This is a genomic window from Vibrio sp. Of14-4 (assembly GCF_022347625.1).
GTDB lineage: Bacteria > Pseudomonadota > Gammaproteobacteria > Enterobacterales > Vibrionaceae > Vibrio > Vibrio pristinus.
Genome location: NZ_JAKRGI010000007.1, coordinates 152917 through 172356, shown reverse-complemented (window position 1 = coordinate 172356; position 19440 = coordinate 152917). Strand labels below are relative to the sequence as shown.

At 44.7% G+C, this 19440-nt stretch carries 17 protein-coding genes; 9 read left to right on the top strand and 8 right to left on the bottom strand.

The window, feature by feature from the left end; genetic code table 11:
* Positions 1 to 93 precede the first annotated feature (93 nt).
* Positions 94 to 1065, bottom strand: coding sequence for an elongation factor P--(R)-beta-lysine ligase (gene epmA, locus MHN79_RS09490; protein WP_239172691.1), 972 nt, complete (start codon positions 1063 to 1065; stop codon positions 94 to 96).
* Positions 1066 to 1447: 382 nt separating this feature from the next.
* Here epmA and frdA point away from each other — a divergent pair, with 382 nt between their 5' ends.
* Genes frdA through frdD form a run of 4 tightly spaced genes read left to right on the top strand, consistent with a single transcriptional unit; the run spans position 1448 to position 4787 of the window.
* Complete coding sequence (frdA, locus tag MHN79_RS09485; protein ID WP_239172690.1) at positions 1448 to 3253, top strand: fumarate reductase (quinol) flavoprotein subunit; 1806 nt, start codon at positions 1448 to 1450, stop codon at positions 3251 to 3253.
* Positions 3253 to 4011 carry a succinate dehydrogenase/fumarate reductase iron-sulfur subunit gene (locus MHN79_RS09480; protein WP_239172689.1) on the top strand — a complete coding sequence of 253 codons (759 nt, stop codon included), beginning with the start codon at positions 3253 to 3255 and terminating at the stop codon, positions 4009 to 4011. The genes frdA and MHN79_RS09480 overlap by 1 nt, the downstream gene beginning before the upstream one ends.
* Positions 4012 to 4013: 2 nt before the next feature.
* Positions 4014 to 4397, top strand: coding sequence for a fumarate reductase subunit FrdC (gene frdC, locus MHN79_RS09475; protein ID WP_239172688.1), 384 nt, complete (start codon positions 4014 to 4016; stop codon positions 4395 to 4397).
* Between the two features lie 12 nt (positions 4398 to 4409).
* Complete coding sequence (frdD, locus tag MHN79_RS09470) at positions 4410 to 4787, top strand: fumarate reductase subunit FrdD (RefSeq protein ID WP_239172687.1); 378 nt, start codon at positions 4410 to 4412, stop codon at positions 4785 to 4787.
* 66 nt (positions 4788 to 4853) lie between these two features.
* Here the strand turns inward: frdD and MHN79_RS09465 are convergent, their stop codons facing one another.
* The 6 genes from MHN79_RS09465 to priA all read right to left on the bottom strand — a co-directional run bounded on the left by MHN79_RS09465 (position 4854) and on the right by priA (position 12033).
* Positions 4854 to 5537: a nitroreductase family protein gene (locus MHN79_RS09465; protein WP_239172686.1), complete on the bottom strand. Its 684-nt coding sequence runs from the start codon at positions 5535 to 5537 to the stop codon at positions 4854 to 4856.
* Between the two features lie 179 nt (positions 5538 to 5716).
* Entirely contained in the window at positions 5717 to 7048 is a 1332-nt protein-coding gene (hslU, locus tag MHN79_RS09460) for an HslU--HslV peptidase ATPase subunit (RefSeq protein WP_239172685.1), read from the bottom strand.
* Between the two features lie 37 nt (positions 7049 to 7085).
* Positions 7086 to 7628: an ATP-dependent protease subunit HslV gene (hslV, locus tag MHN79_RS09455; RefSeq protein ID WP_160931547.1), complete on the bottom strand. Its 543-nt coding sequence runs from the start codon at positions 7626 to 7628 to the stop codon at positions 7086 to 7088.
* A 231-nt stretch (positions 7629 to 7859) separates the two neighbouring features.
* Positions 7860 to 8399 carry an SPOR domain-containing protein gene (locus MHN79_RS09450; RefSeq protein ID WP_160931549.1) on the bottom strand — a complete coding sequence of 180 codons (540 nt, stop codon included), beginning with the start codon at positions 8397 to 8399 and terminating at the stop codon, positions 7860 to 7862.
* Positions 8400 to 8581: 182 nt separating this feature from the next.
* Positions 8582 to 9589 (bottom strand): DNA-binding transcriptional regulator CytR, encoded by a 1008-nt coding sequence (gene cytR, locus MHN79_RS09445; RefSeq protein WP_160931551.1) that lies wholly within the window; start codon positions 9587 to 9589, stop codon positions 8582 to 8584.
* A gap of 245 nt (positions 9590 to 9834) precedes the next feature.
* Positions 9835 to 12033 (bottom strand): primosomal protein N', encoded by a 2199-nt coding sequence (gene priA / locus MHN79_RS09440; protein WP_239172684.1) that lies wholly within the window; start codon positions 12031 to 12033, stop codon positions 9835 to 9837.
* Between the two features lie 284 nt (positions 12034 to 12317).
* Here priA and rpmE point away from each other — a divergent pair, with 284 nt between their 5' ends.
* Together rpmE and MHN79_RS09430 are read left to right on the top strand one after the other, a co-directional pair.
* Complete coding sequence (gene rpmE / locus MHN79_RS09435; protein ID WP_114785970.1) at positions 12318 to 12536, top strand: 50S ribosomal protein L31; 219 nt, start codon at positions 12318 to 12320, stop codon at positions 12534 to 12536.
* Between the two features lie 239 nt (positions 12537 to 12775).
* A complete protein-coding gene (locus MHN79_RS09430; RefSeq protein WP_239172683.1) occupies positions 12776 to 14050 on the top strand; it encodes a malic enzyme-like NAD(P)-binding protein in 1275 nt (424 codons plus the stop codon).
* A gap of 136 nt (positions 14051 to 14186) precedes the next feature.
* Here the strand turns inward: MHN79_RS09430 and metJ are convergent, their stop codons facing one another.
* Entirely contained in the window at positions 14187 to 14507 is a 321-nt protein-coding gene (gene metJ, locus MHN79_RS09425) for a met regulon transcriptional regulator MetJ (RefSeq protein ID WP_152429345.1), read from the bottom strand.
* A 218-nt stretch (positions 14508 to 14725) separates the two neighbouring features.
* On the opposite strand from metJ, the gene MHN79_RS09420 reads away from it, so the two are divergent.
* The 3 genes from MHN79_RS09420 to metF all read left to right on the top strand — a co-directional run bounded on the left by MHN79_RS09420 (position 14726) and on the right by metF (position 19402).
* Complete coding sequence (locus MHN79_RS09420; protein WP_239172682.1) at positions 14726 to 15895, top strand: O-succinylhomoserine (thiol)-lyase; 1170 nt, start codon at positions 14726 to 14728, stop codon at positions 15893 to 15895.
* Complete coding sequence (locus MHN79_RS09415; RefSeq protein WP_239172681.1) at positions 15892 to 18303, top strand: bifunctional aspartate kinase/homoserine dehydrogenase II; 2412 nt, start codon at positions 15892 to 15894, stop codon at positions 18301 to 18303. Before MHN79_RS09420 ends, MHN79_RS09415 begins: the two co-directional genes overlap by 4 nt.
* Positions 18304 to 18511: 208 nt before the next feature.
* Positions 18512 to 19402, top strand: a complete 891-nt coding sequence (gene metF, locus MHN79_RS09410) for a methylenetetrahydrofolate reductase (RefSeq protein WP_239172680.1) — start codon at positions 18512 to 18514, stop codon at positions 19400 to 19402.
* Positions 19403 to 19440 lie beyond the last annotated feature (38 nt).

Below are 19440 nucleotides of genomic sequence, written 5' to 3'. Positions count from 1 at the left end.
CTAGAGCCGCTAATCGACAGCGGCTCTGAAATGTAAATTTAGAGTGGCAGTATAACGAGGATGTCCTCGCTTAGCGAGACATAAGCTTTAGAATCACGCTCTTTCGAAAGGAAAAGCCAATACTTGCTCAATGTGATCGGCTTGGTTTGCCAACATCATTAACCTGTCTATGCCCAAAGCTACACCTGCGCACTGAGGCAAACCAGCCTCTAATGCTTCAAGTAATCGATAGTCAATCGGTTGTTCGGGTAAGCCTAAAGATTGTCGCATAAGATTATCATCTTCAAAGCGCTTTAGCTGTTCAGCAGCACTATCTAATTCATGAAAACCATTCGCCAGTTCTACCCCTTTAAAATAGACCTCAAATCGCTCAGAAACTCTAGGGTCTTGCGGGCTAATTTTAGCCAACGCCGCTTGTGATGCAGGAAAGTTATAGATAAACACTGGCTGTTCCTGACCAATCTGAGATTCAATACCAAGAGTAAAGAGCAGTTGAAGTAGCGTATCTCGGTCAGTCTCATCTTTTGCTATATCACCAAGCCCAAGAGCATACGCTCTTTCTTTTAACTCAGTCATCGAAGCTTCTAAAGGACATACTCCTAATTGGTTTAGAAAAGCCTGTTGGTATGTCATGCGATAGGTTGATTTTACTTTGAGAGTCGCTTTAAGTAACTCATCCATTTCATCCATTAACTGATGATGGTCAAAGCCAACCCGATACCACTCCAACATAGCAAACTCAGGGTTGTGGTAACGCCCGCTTTCTTCATTCCTAAACGCTTTACAAATCTGATAGATACATCCGCTTCCAGAGGCCAATAGGCGCTTCATGTGAAATTCTGGACTAGTCATCAAATACAAAGCTTGCCCATTGGCATAATTGGGACCAACAAATTCAGTTTTGAAAGTATGCAAATGCCTATCTGTTACTGTGGCATGACTTAAGGCTGGGGTATCCACTTCCAATACTGCACGATCAGCAAAAAACTGACGTATCTGACCAAATAATTTGGCCCTCAATTTAAGCAGCTCAAGCGACGCCGCAGGTTGCCAAGGTGTGTGCATGTCTGACTACTCATGTGTATAAAGTGAGATGGGAAACTATCATCTTTGCTTGAATTTGCAAGTTTAAGCCACTTGTAAGCGAGTTTTGATGACTAACCAATCAACACGTAATTTATCTCGCCGACAAGGAAAAGGTTAGCCTTAGCTTTTTCTAGTCAACTTTAGCGTATCTTGGGGATCGACAAGTGAAGTAAAGGTATGCCGTGACAGCCCTCACATTACGCGCATTTTTCACTCAAACCTCCTGACTACTGAAGCAAAAACCTAAATACATCAATATTTGCTTTATGCCTGTCTTTTACACTAACCCTAGCCTTTTTAAGGTTTTCTCTATTGACAATAACAGGCGGTTCACTCCGCCGATTCCTACCGGAGGGTAACTGTGAAAATCATCACCACAGATATCGCAGTCATTGGTGCAGGCGGCGCCGGTCTTCGTACTGCCATTGCAGCCGCTGAAGCAAACCCAGACTTAGACATTGCACTGATTTCTAAGGTTTACCCTATGCGCTCACATACAGTGGCGGCAGAGGGTGGCTCAGCAGCAGTTATCAAGGATGAAGACAGCTTAGATAACCACTTCAACGATACCGTAGGAGGCGGAGATTGGTTATGTGAACAGGATGTCGTTGAATATTTTGTAGAAAATGCAACTCGCGAAATGATCCAAATGGAGCAATGGGGCTGCCCTTGGAGTCGTAAAGCAGACGGTGAAGTCAACGTAAGACGCTTTGGCGGCATGAAAGTCGAACGAACTTGGTTTGCGGCCGATAAAACTGGCTTTCATATGCTGCACACCCTATTTCAAACCTCAATTAAGTACAAAAATATTAGAAGGTTAGATGAGTACTTTGTTGTCGATCTGCTTGTCGATCAAGATGAAATACAAGGATTGGTTGCCATTCAGATGTCAGAAGGTGAACTCATCACCATCAAAGCCAAATCTGTTGTATTAGCCACAGGCGGAGCTGGCCGTGTTTACCACTGCAATACTAACGGCGGTATTGTGACTGGGGATGGTATGGCGATGGCTTACCGCCACGGTGTGCCATTGCGAGATATGGAGTTTGTCCAATACCACCCAACAGGCTTACCTGGTACAGGTATTTTAATGACTGAGGGTTGTCGTGGTGAAGGAGGGATTATAGTCAATAAAGATGGTTATCGATATCTGCAAGACTATGGCATGGGGCCTGAAACGCCTGTTGGCCAGCCCAAAAACAAATACATGGAGCTGGGTCCTCGCGACAAGGTTTCACAAGCCTTTTGGCATGAGCAGCAAAAAGGCAACACCATCAAGCACTCTCTTGGAGACGTCGTCCACTTAGATCTGCGCCACTTGGGCGAAGATTACCTGCAAGAGCGATTACCTTTTATCTGTGAGCTCGCTAAAGCTTATGTCAATGTTGACCCAGCAAAAGAGCCAATACCTATCCGTCCAACCGTCCATTACACTATGGGTGGAATCGAGACAAACCCAAACTGCGAAACTCGGATTAAAGGCTTATTTGCTGTTGGTGAATGTGCATCAGTAGGGCTTCATGGCGCAAATCGTCTCGGCTCTAACTCATTGGCTGAGTTCGTCGTATTTGGCCGAGTTGCTGGTGAGCAAGCAGCCAAACATGCGACCAATTTCAAAGATTGGAACCAAGCATCTATATCTGAACAAGTTCAATCTATTGAAAAGCGCCTCACCGACTTAATCAATCAAGAAGGTGATGAGAACTGGGCCGAAATACGCAATGAAATGGGCCATGCTATGGAAGCAGGCTGCGGCATTTACCGTCAACATGATTTGATGCAAGTAACCATAGATAAGATTGCCGAGCTCAAAGAGCGCTTCAAACGTGTGAGTATAAAAGACAAAGGAAAAGTATTTAATACCGACCTGCTGTATGCAATTGAAGTTGGCTATGGCTTAGAGGTAGCTGAAGCCATGGTGCATTCAGCCATATTACGCAAAGAGTCGAGAGGCGCCCACCAGCGCCTCGATGATGGATGCACTGAAAGAGATGACATCCATTTTTTAAAGCACTCACTCGCTTTTTACCGCCAAAACTCAGAGCCTCGCATTGATTACAGTGACGTCACTATTACCAAATCACAACCCAAAGCTCGTCTGTATGGCGAAGCAGCCGAAAAAGCGGCAGCACAAGAAAATGAAAAATCAGTACAGGAGGGCGTCTAATGTCTGAAAATCGAATCCAAAAAGTAGAGATTTTGCGATACGATCCTGAGCAAGACACAAAGCCACACTGGCAAAGCTTTGATGTTCCCTTTGATAACACCATGTCTACCTTAGATGCGCTCGGTTACATCAAAGATAATTTGGACAAAAACCTCTCCTATCGATGGTCATGCCGAATGGCGATATGCGGCTCTTGTGGCATCATGGTTAACGGAGTGCCAAAGCTGGCATGTAAAAGCTTTTTGCGTGACTACCCAGACGGCATCAAAATTGAACCATTGGCTAACTTCCCAATTGAAAAAGATTTGATCGTCGATATGACGCCTTTTATCGAACGACTCGAAGCAATAAAACCGTATATCATTGGCAATGACCGTAAGCCTGAAGACGGAACCAACAGACAAACCCCAGAGCAAATGGCCAAATATAAACAGTTTGCCGGATGCATTAACTGCGGATTATGTTATGCGGCCTGCCCTCAATTTGGCCTCAACCCAGAGTTTATCGGACCTGCTGCGCTCACTTTAGCCCATCGCTATAACCTAGATAGCCGAGACAATGGTAAAGAGCAGCGTATGGCGATGATTAATGGTGCTAACGGAGCTTGGGGGTGTACCTTTGTCGGTTATTGCTCTGAGGTATGCCCCAAAAACGTCGATCCTGCGGCCGCAGTCAACCAAGGCAAGGTCGAATCATCGATGGATTTTGTTATTGCAATGCTTAAACCCGATGGCAAGTTAACAGCGAAGGAGGCCTGAGGATGAGTAATCGAAAACCTTATGTCCGAGAAATGACCCCAACTTGGTGGAAAAGTCATCCCTTCTACCGCTTCTATATGTTGAGAGAAGCAACCGTTTTGCCCTTAGTGTTATTTACTATTTGTCTGCTGATTGGCTTAGGCTCGCTGGTGAAAGGCCCTGAAGCATGGCAAGCGTGGCTTGAGTTTATGGCTAATCCTATTGTTATTTTGATTAATATCGTTGCGTTAATCGGCAGCCTTTTCCATGCACAAACCTTCTTTAGCATGATGCCTCAAGTGGTGCCTATTCGGCTCAAAGATAAGCTCATCGACAAAAAGCTTATCATAATGGCTCAGTGGACAGCCGCGATATTTATTTCCCTAATTGTACTTGTTGTGATCTAAGGAGCCATGACTATGAAGCCGAATTTTTCAGTAAATACTGCTCCTAAACGCTCCGATGAGCCAATCTGGTGGAGCTTGTTTGGCGCTGGAGGAACATGGTTTGCTATGGTAACTCCAGTAACCATTCTTGTGTTGGGAGTCTTGATTCCCATGGGAGTCATTGATTCAGAGGCATTAGATTATCAACGTGTCAAAGACTTTAGTAGCAGCTTGATAGGCGGGTTATTTATCATCGCCACGTTGGCTCTGCCCATGTGGCACGCGATGCATCGTATTCATCATGGTATGCACGATCTCAAGATCCATGCTGGATTGACTGGTAAAGTAGCCTGTTACGCCTTTGCAGGGTTAATCTCAGCCTTGGCAGTGATATTTATCATAATGCTGTAGCCAGCGTATAGACTTGCACCCCATGCATAAGGGGTGCAGAGATGAAGGAACTTAATCTCGACACTCTTATTCAATAAAAGTAGCGATGTCTTCGAGCACTTTTTTGTTTAATGCGTGCTCTGGTATGGTGGCGTCTTTGTCTGGATAACCCGTCACTATTAACATATAGGGTCTATCAACATTTGGATCGCGACCGCATATACCAGTCAAAAAGCTCATGGGCTTAGGAGTATGGGTTAGCGTTGCCAGCCCTGCATTATGTAACGCTTGGATCAGGAAGCCAGTCGCAATCCCCACAGATTCATGCACATAGTAGTTCGCCTGCTCACCATCATTAGCCAACCCACCTTTTTTCTTCGAAAATACAGCGATTAGCCAAGGCGCCTTCTCCAAATATGGCTTATCTGCATCAGTACCTAATGGTTTTAATGCATCTAGCCACTCTTGACCCGCTCGTCCTTGATAAAACGTTCGCTCTAACTCTTCTGCAGCTTGTCTAATCTGCCCTTTCACTTGACCGCTGTTAATGGCAACAAAATACCATGGCTGGTGATTCGCACCACTTGGAGCCGTCCCTGCGGCGCGTATACAGTTTTCGATAATGTCTTTAGCAACAGGCCGATCTGAAAATTTACGAATTGAGTGGCGACGTTTTAGCTGCTGATAATTTTTCTTAGCGCGAGCAGACATTTCCTCAGCCGGAAATTCGATAAAATCATCAAGTGGGTAGTGAGATTCTAAAGGCGACATACGGTTTCCTTACACTATGAATATCAATCCACTATAGCGATTCACCATATAGGTGCATAGATAAAGAAATATCAGAGAGCAGCACTGAGAGTCAGAGCAACTTTTATCAAAAGAGACAGGAAAAGAAAAAGCCGATCTTGTGATCGGCTTTACTCGCGAATAAAGGCTGCGTAGATAGGCTAGAGGATAAAACGGCTCAGATCTTCATCTTCTATGGTATCGCCTAGCTTTTCTTTTACGTATTGCGCATCAATGGTCATCTTTGAACCAGCTTTATCTGTTGCTTCAAAAGAAATTTCATCCATTAAGCGCTCCATCACGGTATGCAAACGGCGAGCACCAATATTTTCCGTCGTTTCATTCACCGTCCAAGCAGCTTCAGCAATTTGAGCGATGCCATCTTGAGCAAACTCAATGTCCACTTGCTCGGTTTTCATCAATGCCACGTACTGCTCCGTTAGTGACGCTTTCGGCTCAGTAAGAATACGTTTGAAGTCATCACTAGAGAGCGCTTCAAGCTCAACACGGATAGGTAAGCGACCTTGCAGCTCTGGGATTAAATCTGAAGGCTTAGCCACTTGGAATGCACCTGAAGCAACAAACAAAATATGATCCGTCTTCACCATACCATGTTTAGTGGAAACCGTACTGCCTTCAATTAATGGTAGCAAGTCTCTTTGAACGCCTTCACGAGATACATCCGGACCAGAACTTTCACCACGCTTACAAATTTTGTCGATTTCATCAATAAATACAATGCCATTGTTTTCAACGTTAAAAATGGCCTGCTCTTTTAGCTCTTCCTGATTCACCAGCTTGGCCGCTTCCTCTTCAGTCAGCGTCTTAAAGGCATCTTTAATTTTTAGCTTGCGCTTTTTCTTAGTATCACCGGCCAAATTTTGGAACATACCTTGAAGCTGGTTTGTCATTTCTTCCATACCAGGGGGAGCCATAATTTCCACCCCCATTTGCGGGGCCGCAACATCAATTTCAATTTCTTTGTCGTCTAACTTACCTTCACGCAATTTCTTACGAAAAGTCTGACGAGTGTTGGAGCTTTCCTCCGTTTGCTCATTTTGCCCCCAAGCATCACGTGCTGGTGGTAAAAGAGCATCAAGAATTCGCTCTTCCGCTTGCTCTTCAGCGCGGAATTTGACCTTTTCCATTGCTTGTTGGTGAGTCATTTTTATTGCTACATCGGTCAGATCTCGAATGATGGTTTCGACTTCTTTACCAACATAACCAACCTCTGTGAACTTGGTCGCCTCAACTTTGATGAAAGGCGCGTTAGCCAATTTGGCAAGGCGACGCGCAATTTCCGTTTTGCCTACACCTGTTGGGCCAATCATAAGAATATTCTTGGGAGTAACCTCAACGCGCAGACTCTCTTCTAGTTGCATTCTTCTCCAGCGATTACGCAAAGCGATGGCAACTGAACGTTTAGCCTTGTCTTGGCCAATGATATGGCGATTAAGTTCGTGAACAATTTCGCGCGGGGTCATTTCAGACATAATCCAATTCCTTAAATTCTATAACCACTATCTTTGTTTATTCAGCGTTAGCTTCTGGAGTTTCTAGTTCTTCGATAGTGTGATGCTGGTTAGTAAACACACAGATGTCGCCTGCAATTGTTAACGACTTCTCTGCAATTTCACGTGCGTCCAACTCAGTATTTTCCAATAATGCCGTCGCAGCAGCTTGAGCGAAATTTCCGCCTGAACCAATCGCAATCAAATCGTTTTCTGGCTGAACAACATCACCATTACCTGTGATAATAAGCGAAGCGGTTTCGTCTGCCACCGCCAATAGAGCTTCCAGTTTTCTTAACGCTCGATCGCTGCGCCAATCTTTGGCAAGCTCAACTGCGGCTTTGGTCAAGTGACCTTGATGCATTTGTAGTTTGCTCTCAAAACGCTCAAAGAGAGTAAACGCATCGGCCGTACCGCCAGCAAAACCAGCCAACACTTTATTATTGTATAGGCGACGAACTTTACGTGCGTTTCCTTTCATTACAGTATTACCCAGCGATACCTGTCCATCACCTGCGATAACGACTTTATTATTTCGGCGTACAGATACAATAGTAGTCACGAGTGGACCTCATCATTATTTTAATTCCAATGTTAGAAAGTATATGAGGTTACTAAATGACAAATTCAAGGGAAGAGTGTGTATCCTCAAATAATCTCAGTCTAGTTTGAACCACATCGATACCAGCTGTTTGCTGGGCACGATATGTGTGGTCACTTCACTATTATCCGTTTTAAAACATATGATTATATTTTTAAAACAAATTACAGCCATAAATGACAAAAGAATAATTTACTGAGAATCTTTCCAAATGGCACAAGGTTCAATTTTCGCTCGTTGTAGCTTGTGTTTATCTCTTTCAGCATCTCTTTTTAATTTATATGGGCCAAGAACAACTCGGTACCATTTGCTGCCCTCTTTTTTACGTATTTTGCTATTGATGCCTTGGAACGCTATGTCCAATTTACGAGCTTCAGCCTGCGCTGCGTTGGTATAAGCCCCACACTGCATAATGTAAGGGATCTCAGACACTACTTGCTCTTTTGCCGTCACTTCTATTTCCCGATTAGGTAAGGATTCAACGTAATCCCACTTCTCCTCAGGAGGGGCTGGTAAAATCTTCTTAGGCTTAGGTTTTGGCTTAGCCTGCTTAACGACAGGTTGGGGCGGTTCTGGGTCATTACTCAATGTATAAAGCCCATAGCCGAAGATGCCGACCAAGAGCACAGCAAGCAGACCACTTCGCCATGGTTTTCTTGATGGGGATTTTTTGGACGTTGTTTTTTTGCCGCTATTACCGCGACCGCGTTTTACGTAATCTCTATTTGCCACTGCTATAAATCAATGTCTATTACCTCTATCGCTATGGTAATCCAGATTGTCCTGCGATGACAGGGAGGAAATGGAAGCGACACATCAAAATGCATCGCCCATTGATAAGATAAATTATTTAGACAATGTGAATACACAGTTAGAATAAACACCAATGCTAGCGGTGTATGTAATCATGCTCTCTAGCAACTTCTTGGCGGTGCGACACTGTCTCTCACAACTAATTGAGTTTCAAGTAGGCGTGAGCCCGCACGAACATCGTGACCACGCAAGAGATCCAACATCATCAACATAGCTTGACGGCCTATCTCATAACGTGGCTGAGAAATCGTCGTTAATGGTGGATCGCAATATTGAGCGAAGTGAATATCATCAAAACCCACCACAGACAAATCTTGAGGAACACGCAAACCTAATTTTTTCGCCTCTTGAATCGCCCCGATCGCCATTGCATCATTATGGCAAAAAATAGCCGTCGGCGGCTCAGGAAGAGATAGTAGCTGTCTGACTGCCTTAGAACCATCTTCAAAAGAAAAACGGCCTTGAATGCAATAGTTCGGATTCATTGTGATCCCAGCCCGGCGGAGTGCTTGTTGGTAACCTTGATGGCGGAACTGACATAAGACAGCCGATTCGGGGCCAGAAACCTGAGCAATACGTTTATGACCCATTTGAGTCAAATAGTTTACCGCTTCAAAAGCCGAAGTAAGATTGTCGATATGTACGGTTGGTAGCTCAAGTTCAGGGGCAAATTCGCATGCCATTACCATAGGAGGCAAGTTTTTTTGCTCTGGTTTACTCACATCAAAAGGCAAGTCGGTACCAAGCAGTAACATGCCATCGGCTTGCTTGGTAAAAACTAAATTAACAAAAGAACTTTCGCGTTTTTTCTGCTGCCCACTGTCGCCAAGTAACACAATATAACCATGCTCCACAGCCGCATCCTCAATACCTCGAATAATCTCGGTATAATAAGGATCGCAGATATCAGGAATAATCGCGATGATGGTTTTAGATTCATTTCTACGTAAATTACGTGCTAGAGAATTAGGTGAATACCCTGCCTCTAACACCGCATCCTCGACTCGCTTCCTTGTGGCTGAAGATACTTTTTCCGGATTCATTAGCGCACGCGATACAGTCGCAGTTGAAACGCCAGCCAGCTGAGCAACATCCTTCATTGTCGCCATAAATTTATTACCCTCTTTATTTTCCAAACATGGTAGCGGCCTCGCTACCTTAATCGATAGTGATGGACTGCCCTCCATCAAAACGACTATCTTCCAGACAAATCGTTTATCTACCACGTATCATTAAAATAAATTATTAAAATCAATTCATAGTTTATTCATTTCAGCGCAGAATATTACGGGGTGATTAACAAAAATCAGACTAGCTTCGAGATGTGAATCACAATTAAATGAAAAAGCTGAAATCAGCTTAAATCTTGCGGCTCAATATCAATCGACCAACGCACTTTTTTCGAATTCGGTAACAAATTGATCGCAGGCTTTGCACCAAAAAGTAGTTTTTGCATAATGGGACGACTTGTCGTCTGTAGCATGAGTTGCCAGCGATGCTTACCTGCCCTTTTAGCTTGCGGCGCTGGAGTAGGCCCAAGAATCTGGCAATGTTCCTTGAAAAGAGGATGTACTTCGAGAGTGAAACGCACCTGACGTAAAAAATCTTCAACCAGCTGGACTTGATTCGCCTCTGCACGGAATAAAGTTAAAAACGAATAGGGCGGCAAATGTGAACCTTTTCGCTCTTTCAATGCTAACTCAGCAAAATACCGATAGCCTTTGGTAAGCAAGGTTTGCAATAGGCTATGCTCAGGGTGATGAGTCTGAAGTACCACCTCCCCTTGTTTACTGGCACGCCCTGCCCGACCCGCGACTTGAATAAATAATTGAGCCAATCTCTCGGGCGCCCTGAAATCACTGCTGTAAAGAGAACCATCAACGTCCAGTAAAGCGACAAGAGTCACATCAGGGAAGTGATGTCCCTTGGCCAGCATTTGAGTTCCAATAAGAATCTGAAACTCCTTTTTGCTGATTGAGTCTAAGACGGCTTCTAAGCTCCCTTTTCGCCGAGTGCTATCGCGATCAATACGTATGGTTTTAAAGTCAGGAAAAAGCGCCAATAACTGCTTTTCCAGCTGCTCAGTCCCAACACCTACTGTTACTAACTGGGAAGAGCAGCAATTAGGACATTGCCTGATAGTTGCTTGCTGAGAGCCACAATGGTGGCAACGGACTTCATCAGTCGATTGATGATAGGTATAATAAGCATCGCAACGCTTACACTCTGCTATCCAACCACAATCATGACACATCAAGGCAGGAGAATAGCCTCGGCGATTGAGAAAGAGCATCACCTGATTGCCTGATTCAAGATGTCTTCGCATGTCAGCAATCAAAGCGGCAGAAAGTCCGCTATCTAAATACTGACCTTTAACATCAATGACTTTATTGACCGTAGGCAAAGCTTTTCCTGCGCGCGTCGACAGTATCAAATGATGGTATTTGCCAGACAAGGCATTGTGTAACGTTTCCAAAGCTGGAGTCGCTGAGCCTAGTACAATGGGAATGTTCTCTTTACTCGCTCGCATAACAGCAACATCACGCGCATGGTAGCGTAGGCTGTCCTGCTGCTTGTAGGAAACATCATGCTCTTCATCAACGATGATAATGCCAAGATCAGCAAAAGGAGTCATCAAAGCGGAGCGAGTGCCAATAACAATTCCCGCAATTTTATCTCTCGCACTTAACCATGCGTTTAGCTTTTCACTATCGTTTAAGCCTGAGTGAATCACCTCAACAGGAAGGTTGAAACGTTTCCTAAAACGCTTGATGGTTTGTGGCGTCAACCCAATTTCTGGTACTAAGACTAAAGCCTGCTTACCAGCCTCAAGTACTTGCTTTATAAGATTAAGGTAAACCTCTGTTTTACCAGAGCCCGTCACACCCTCAAGTAAAAAGCAACCAAAACCTTGGTGATTATTTACGGTAGCAATAGCAATAGCTTGCTCTTGGTTGAGTTTTGGCTTGTCAACTTGCGCTTCAACATTATCGGGCAAATTAAACCTTGGTATACATTCGGCCGATTCAATCCATCCCTTTTGCTCTAACTTTTGTAAAACGCCGGAAGTAATGTTCTGATCAATGAAATCTTGATGAAAAGTAGGACCACAAGAAAGGGTTTCCATCACCTGAGCATGTCGAATGGCACGCCCAAATCCACGCGTGAGTTGTTCACGACCTTCCAACGTTAAATGCCACTCAATTAATGGGGTAAAAGCGGCTGGTTTTCCTTTACGTAACTGAGCAGGTAAAGCGTTAAATAAGGTCTCACCCAGTGGATACTGATAAAATTGACCGCACCAAACAAGCAGTTCGTATAGGTTACCGTGCCACACTGGCTCAGTATCCAATACCTGTTTGATCGTTTTAAGCTTGTCAAAATCGAAATCAGACTTGTCGTCCAATTCCGTGACCAAGCCAACCATTGTCTTGGGGCCAAACGGCACTGATACTCTGCCACCAACTACTGGATTTACACCAGAAGGGATCTGATAGTCAAACTGCTTATCTATAGGGACAGGCAAGGCTACTCGGACAATCGTCGGGCGCATATCGAATTAACACCAACTCAAAAAAACCAGTCTAGTCTATGTGAAAACCGCCCGACGGGAAAGAAACACCGTCTATTTGATTAAATTGGTTCTAGTCTACGGTTAAAAAAGTAGCACTTTCACACGTAAATCGGTTGATCATAGATCAGCTATTGATTAGAATGTCGCGCCTTAGTGATATGGCTTGTATGGTCAAGCGGTGTCCAAGGTAAAATTTTATTAACTTACGTGTGGTGTCCGGCATAGAATCGGATAGCGACACGGCCTATATTTAGAGGTTTTCCATGAAAGTTGGTATCCACCCAGAATACAAAGCAGTTAAAGCAACTTGTTCTTGCGGTAACTCTTTTGAGTTCAACTCAACTCTAACTAAAGAGTCAATCCACCTAGATGTATGTGACAAATGTCACCCATTCTACACTGGTAAACAGCGTATCGTTGATACTGGTGGCCGTGTTGATCGCTTCAACAAGCGCTTTGGTGCTCTTGCTTCTAAGAAGTAATTTTGTCTTAGAAGTAAAAAGGACGCTGTGGCGTCCTTTTTTGTTTACTGTCACAGCCCAGCTCACTAGCAGTTCCATACAATCATTCAGTTGAGCTATCTCTCACTATCTGGTCTTATCTCCTATCATTTAACCAGATTTGTTAATTTAGCTTGCTCTCTCGCCTTTGCAGCTTGACTGACTTAATCTAGAATGATTTTTCCCTATCTAAATTATTATTAAAATGAGTGTCTACCCCCATGTCCGATGACAACAACCAAGTACTTTCTCCTGAAGAGCAATTTCGTCAGCAAGCCTTGGATTACCACGCCTACCCAACAGCAGGCAAAATTTCTGTAGAGCTATCAAAACCAGCAGAAACCGCCGCTGACCTATCGCTAGCATACAGCCCCGGTGTTGCTGAGCCTGTGCGTGAAATTGCGCAAAATGCTGAGAATGTCTATAAATACACAGCAAAAGGCAATATGGTTGCTGTTATCTCAAACGGCACTGCCATTTTAGGCCTTGGTAACTTAGGACCGCTTGCTTCAAAACCTGTCATGGAAGGGAAAGCGCTATTATTCAAACGCTTTGCAGGTTTAGATTCAATTGATATCGAAGTGAAACACCGCACTATTGAAGAGTTCGTTGATACTGTTGCCAACATCGCAGATACCTTTGGTGGCATAAACCTAGAAGACATCAAAGCTCCCGACTGCTTCGAAATCGAAAAACAGCTTATTGAACGCTGTGATGTGCCTGTTTTCCATGATGACCAGCATGGAACCGCTATCGTCACTGCTGCAGGCATGCTTAACGCCATTGAGTTACAAGGGAAGAAACTCGAAGACGCTATCATTGTTTGTCTGGGTGCAGGGGCGGCGGCGGTTGCCTGTATGGAGCTTTTGATAAAGTGCGGCGCTATGCGAGAAAAGATTTACATGCTGGATCGCAAAGGCGTGATTCATACACGCCGTGATGACCTCAACCAATACAAACAACTATTTGCCAACAACACAGATAAACGCACTCTAGAAGATGTGATTGAAGGTGCGGATCTCTTCCTTGGGGTTTCTGGACCAAACCTGCTTGAACCTGAAGCGCTTAAGTTAATGGCAGACAAGCCGATTGTATTTGCTTGTTCTAATCCAGATCCTGAAATCAAACCAGAGCTTGCTCATCAAGTGCGTAACGACCTCATCATGGGGACCGGACGCAGCGATTACCCGAACCAAGTCAACAATGTGTTGTGTTTCCCATTTATATTCCGCGGCGCTCTAGATGTAAGAGCGAGCGAAATTAATGACGCGATGAAACTGGCGGCGGTAGAGGCTATCCGAGACCTAGCTAAAGAAGCCGTACCCGCTGAAGTATTAAAAGCAGCTGGAGTCGATAAACTTGAGTTTGGGCCAGAATACATAATACCTAAGCCTATGGATCCTCGCTTGTTGCCAAGAGTCGCCAAAGCGGTCGCTAATGCCGCTGTAGAATCAGGCGTCGCTCGTATCGATATGCCAGACAACTATATGCAGTAATAGATGATGCAGCTTTGAAAAAAGCCGCTGACTTCCCAGTCAGCGGCTTTTTCTATTCTAGACATAATGAAATGACGATTAGCCTATCGTGTGATTTATTGATCTAAACATTGGCAACGCAAGTATCTTGTTCTGGCTAGTCTTCATCATAAGACTCAAAAGCGATACCCATCTCAGTCATCAATTTTTTCACTTCAGCTGGAATATCATCAGGGCGATCTTTTCTTAAGTCTTCATCCGTTGGCAGTGGCTGGCCAGTATAGGCATGTAAGAAAGCCTCACAAAGCAGCTCACTATTGGTCGCATGGCGCAGGTTATTAATTTGACGACGGGTACGTTCATCGGTTAATACCTTTAATACTTTCAGTGGGATAGATACTGTTATCTTTTTTACTTGCTCACTTTTCTTCCCATGTTCAGCATACGGGCTTATGTATTCACCGTTCCAATCTGCCATTGCGCACCTTTATGTTTGATTATGTATAAAATTACAAAAGGTAATTTTAGCGGGATTTATGGCCACAAGCAAAGACATATAGACGTCTAGATATATTGACGTCCAAAAAAACTCAAGGTAAAGTAAAAAGAGTTGATTGGAATAACATATCTCTAACATCCACGAAAAGGTATAGTGTTATCTCCAAAGAGGTCACTACTGTTCGAAAGGAAACACTTATGAGCCGCCGTAAAACAGCCACAATTGCAGTGCGTACAGGCATTGAGTCAGATACTCAGCATCATGCTGTCGTGCCGCCTATCTATCTCTCGACAAACTTTGGTTTTCCCGCCTTTGGCGAAGTACCCAAATATGACTATACACGTTCAGGCAACCCTAATCGTGGACTATTAGAGCAGGCTCTCTCTGAATTAGAATCTGGCGCTGGCGCCGTAGTCACCAATTGCGGCACTTCAGCGCTTAATTTATGGGTTTCCACATTTCTTGGGCCAGATGATCTTATCATTGCTCCACATGATTGTTATGGTGGAACCTATCGATTGTTCAACACTCGTGCTCAAAAAGGGGATTTCAATGTTCTTTTTGTCGATCAATCAGATACTCAAGCCCTAGATTTAGCCCTTGAACAAAAACCCAAGCTCATCCTTTTAGAAACACCATCAAATCCACTGGTGCGTGTCGTAGATATTGCACAGGTGTGTGAGAAAGCGCATCAAGCAGGCGCAAAGGTAGCCGTAGATAACACCTTTTTAACCCCAATTTTCCAAAAGCCGCTGGAGCTGGGCGCCGATTTCGTGATTCACTCCACCACAAAATACATCAATGGTCATTCCGATGTGATTGGTGGTGTCATTATTACAAAACATCAAAAGGATAGTGAAGATTTAGCTTGGTGGGGTAATTGTATTGGCGCGACAGGTACACCGTTTGATAGCTATATGACCTTACGCGGAATCAGAACTCTTGCAGCTCGAATGAGAGTCCATGAAGACAGTGCTAACCACATTTTAGCCTATCTGAGATCGCAATCTCTGGTTGGAAAAATCTATCATCCTAGCTTACCAGAGCACCCAGGCCATGAGATTGCTAAGAAACAGCAATCAGGGTTTGGTTCTATGCTCAGCTTTGAATTTTCTGGAAGTTTTGAGCAGCTTAAGTATTTCGTTGGCGAGCTACAATTGTTCTCTTTGGCTGAATCTCTCGGAGGTGTCGAGAGCCTTATTTGTCACCCAGCCTCTATGACTCACAGAGCCATGGGCGAAGAAGCGCTTGAAAAAGCAGGGGTATCACAGCAACTCTTACGCTTATCGGTTGGCTTGGAAGATGCAGATGACCTCATTAACGATCTAGAGCAAGCATTTAATAAAACCAAGGAGTCGCATCAATGAACCCATCGCGACAACTACATAAATTTGGCGGAAGCAGTCTAGCAAATCCTGAGTGTTATCACCGAGTCGCCAAGATACTCAAAGAGTACTCCAACCCAGATGATCTCATCGTAGTCTCAGCAGCAGGGAAAACAACCAATCGCTTGATTGAGTTCTTGGATGCTCTAAACAAAGATGGCCGTATTGCCCACGAAATCCTGCAATCTCTGAGGCAATTTCAAACCCAGTTAGTCACAGAACTACTGCAAGGCGAGTTACAAAACGAGCTTATCTCAGCTCTAAATGATGAATTTAGCACCCTAGGAGAGCTAATAGCGCCTTTAAGCGCCGCGCAAAGATCTTCAGTGCTTGGTCATGGAGAAACATGGTCGGCACGCTTGCTTGCAAGCTTGCTCAATCAAAATGGAATGCCCTCAGTTGCTCAAGACTCTCGAGCATTTCTTCGCGCACAAGCAGGGACTCAACCAGAGGTGTACAGAGGCGACTCCTACCCTTTGCTCAAAGAGGTACTCGCCCAGCATGTCCAACATCGTATTGTTATTACTGGTTTTATGGCTCAAGATGAGCAAGGCCATACTGTGTTGCTTGGGCGAAATGGTTCCGATTACTCAGCAACCGTCATCGGCGCTTTAGCAGAAGCTTCGAAGGTCACCATATGGAGCGATGTAGCCGGTGTCTATAGCGCAGACCCTCGTTTGGTTTCCGATGCCTGTCTACTGCCTTTGCTTCGCCTTGATGAAGCCAACGAGCTCGCACGATTAGCTGCCCCAGTGCTGCATAGTCGCACTTTACAACCTGTTGCCCAAAGCTCGATGGATCTTCACCTTCGCTGCAGTTATGACCCTGAAGCTGGTTCAACTCGCATCGAGCGAGTGCTCGCTTCTGGACGAGGCGCCAAAATCATATCTTCGCTGGATGAAGTGCTGCTCATTCAGCTTCATTTTTCAACCGGGCATGACTTTGAAAGGCTCAAACAAGAAGCATTGAGCGGTTTAAAACGCGCTCAGCTTGAGCCTCTCACCTATGAAGCGCAAGAAGACCAACAAACTCTTCGTTTGGCCTACACCTCTGAAATTGCTGGTGGCGCATTAGAGTATCTGCAAGATGCCGCTATCGAAGCTGAGATTAAACTCAAAGAAGGCTTTTCTTTAGTTGCAGCGGTTGGGGCTGGTGTGACCAAAAATGCCAACCATTGCTACGGGTTTTATCAGAAGCTAAAGTCGGCCCCTGTTGAGTTCATCGCCGAATCTCAATCAGGTTTGAGCCTAGTTGCTATATTGCGCAGCACTCAGACTTCAGGCTTAGTCAAATCTATTCATAGCCAGCTCTTTCAGGCACAAAAACGCGTAGGTATCGCTCTGTGTGGAAAAGGAAATATAGGTTCAAGTTGGCTTGAACTATTCGCCAAACAAAAAAGTAAGCTTGAAAAGCGTCACGGAATAAGCTTTGAGTTAGTCGCCATAGTGGATAGCCAGAACTATTGGTTCTACCCCAAAGGTATTGATCCAACTAGTGTGAGTGACCACTATGAAGAAGAGGCAATAGAATATCAAGGAGATGAGTGGGTTCAAAAGCTCGGTTCTATTCAGGGTTATGATGAGGTCATAGTACTGGATGTCACCGCCAGTCAACAACTTGCCAATCGCTATGTGGAAATTGCAGAACAAGGCATGCACCTAATCTCCGCCAATAAGGTGGCTGGCTCAGCGTCTAGTCAATACTACCACCAAGTGCAAAGTGCATTTGCCAAGATTAATCGGCACTGGTTCTATAACGCCACTGTGGGAGCTGGGCTACCAATTAACCATACCGTAAGAGACCTATGCCAAAGCGGCGATGATATTCACGCATTATCAGGCATATTCTCCGGCACACTCTCTTGGCTATTTCAACAGTATGACGGTAGCGTGCCCTTTGCAGAACTAGTTGATCTTGCTTGGCAGCAAGGACTCACAGAACCGGATCCTCGCTGTGACCTCGATGGTTCAGATGTGATGCGAAAACTGGTCATTCTCGCTCGAGAAGCAGAGCTCGACCTTGAACCTGAATCAGTCAAAGTAGAAAGCTTAGTACCACCAGAGCTCGCCAATTTGTCACTCGACGCATTCCTCGACCAAGGGCAAATACTCAGCGAACAGATGGCAGAGCGCCTAAAGCAGGCTCAAAGTGAAGATAAAGTGCTGCGCTATGTTGCTCGGCTAGAAAAGGATGGCTCAGCTACTGTCGGCATTGAGGCGCTTGATAAAAACCATGCGCTGGCCAATTTATTGCCATGCGACAACATTTTTGCCATAGAGAGTAAATGGTACAAAGATAACCCTCTGGTGATAAGAGGCCCAGGAGCAGGTCGAGAGGTTACCGCCGGAGCCATACAGTCTGACCTCAATTTACTGGCCAGTTTACTCTAAATTATCACGCAGCCATTGGCTGCGTTTTTATTTCCCAACGTAAAGCCCCCATGTTGAAAACGATTAATATTAAACTTGAGAAAAATTCATGATGGCACGGTTGACTTTAAACCCTATTCATTACATGATTTAGACATATAGACGTCTAAACGTAAATTTAAACAATTTGTATTTTTGTGGTCATGCGACACCACATGGAGAAAGTAAGATGGGATATACACACGCTGGCCACATTGACGCCCTAAATCAGAACATTGCTGAACTTGCCGACAATATCAATGTATCGTTTGAGTTTTTTCCGCCCAGCAGTGAAAAAATGGAAGAAACACTATGGAGCTCAGTTCATCGGTTAAAGACTTTGAAGCCCAAGTTTGTGTCCGTCACCTATGGCGCTAATTCTGGCGAGCGAGATCGCACTCATTCCATCATTAAAGAAATCAAAGCGCAAACTGGCTTAGTGGCAGCGCCTCATTTAACTTGTATCGATGCATCCAGAGAAGAGCTTATTCTTATTGCTGAAGACTACTGGGCCAACGGCATTCAAAGTATTGTGGCCCTTCGCGGTGATATTCCTCTTGGTGGTGGCAAACCTGAAATGTACGCTTCCGATCTGGTTACTTTGCTCAAGCAGCGCCATGACTTTGATATCTCGGTAGCCGCATTTCCTGAAGTTCATCCAGAAGCCAAAAGCGCTCAGGCGGATTTGCTCAATCTTAAACGTAAAGTGGAAGCAGGAGCAAACCGTGCGATCACCCAGTTTTTCTTTGATGTAGAAAGTTACCTGCGCTTTCGCGATCGTTGCGTTGCTGCGGGAATAGACGTAGAAATCGTACCTGGCATCTTACCTGTTTCCAACTTCAAACAAGCCTCTCGTTTTGCGGCGCAAAACAACGTCAAGGTGCCAAGTTGGATGGCGAAGCAATTTGAAGGGCTGGATGATGACCCAACCACCAGACAACTCGTGGGCGCAAGCCAAGCTATAGATATGATTCGAGTGTTAAGCCGTGAAGGTGTGAAAGATTTTCACTTTTACACTCTCAATCGCGCAGAGATGACTTACGCCCTTTGCCATACCTTGGGCGTAAGACCTCAAAACTAAATGAACAAAAACAACCAAAAAGGGTTGACCATGGTCAA

What these genes read in the sequence shown, in the direction of transcription:
- epmA (WP_239172691.1), bottom strand. Translation starts at nt 1,065, where the DNA reads ATGCACACACCTTGGCAACCTGCGGCGTCGCTTGAGCTGCTTAAATTG.
- MHN79_RS09480 (WP_239172689.1), top strand. Translation starts at nt 3,253, where the DNA reads ATGTCTGAAAATCGAATCCAAAAAGTAGAGATTTTGCGATACGATCCT.
- frdC (WP_239172688.1), top strand. Translation starts at nt 4,014, where the DNA reads ATGAGTAATCGAAAACCTTATGTCCGAGAAATGACCCCAACTTGGTGG.
- frdD (WP_239172687.1), top strand. Translation starts at nt 4,410, where the DNA reads ATGAAGCCGAATTTTTCAGTAAATACTGCTCCTAAACGCTCCGATGAG.
- MHN79_RS09465 (WP_239172686.1), bottom strand. Translation starts at nt 5,537, where the DNA reads ATGTCGCCTTTAGAATCTCACTACCCACTTGATGATTTTATCGAATTT.
- hslU (WP_239172685.1), bottom strand. Translation starts at nt 7,048, where the DNA reads ATGTCTGAAATGACCCCGCGCGAAATTGTTCACGAACTTAATCGCCAT.
- cytR (WP_160931551.1), bottom strand. Translation starts at nt 9,589, where the DNA reads ATGGCGACAATGAAGGATGTTGCTCAGCTGGCTGGCGTTTCAACTGCG.
- priA (WP_239172684.1), bottom strand. Translation starts at nt 12,033, where the DNA reads ATGCGCCCGACGATTGTCCGAGTAGCCTTGCCTGTCCCTATAGATAAG.
- rpmE (WP_114785970.1), top strand. Translation starts at nt 12,318, where the DNA reads ATGAAAGTTGGTATCCACCCAGAATACAAAGCAGTTAAAGCAACTTGT.
- MHN79_RS09430 (WP_239172683.1), top strand. Translation starts at nt 12,776, where the DNA reads ATGTCCGATGACAACAACCAAGTACTTTCTCCTGAAGAGCAATTTCGT.
- metJ (WP_152429345.1), bottom strand. Translation starts at nt 14,507, where the DNA reads ATGGCAGATTGGAACGGTGAATACATAAGCCCGTATGCTGAACATGGG.
- MHN79_RS09420 (WP_239172682.1), top strand. Translation starts at nt 14,726, where the DNA reads ATGAGCCGCCGTAAAACAGCCACAATTGCAGTGCGTACAGGCATTGAG.
- MHN79_RS09415 (WP_239172681.1), top strand. Translation starts at nt 15,892, where the DNA reads ATGAACCCATCGCGACAACTACATAAATTTGGCGGAAGCAGTCTAGCA.
- metF (WP_239172680.1), top strand. Translation starts at nt 18,512, where the DNA reads ATGGGATATACACACGCTGGCCACATTGACGCCCTAAATCAGAACATT.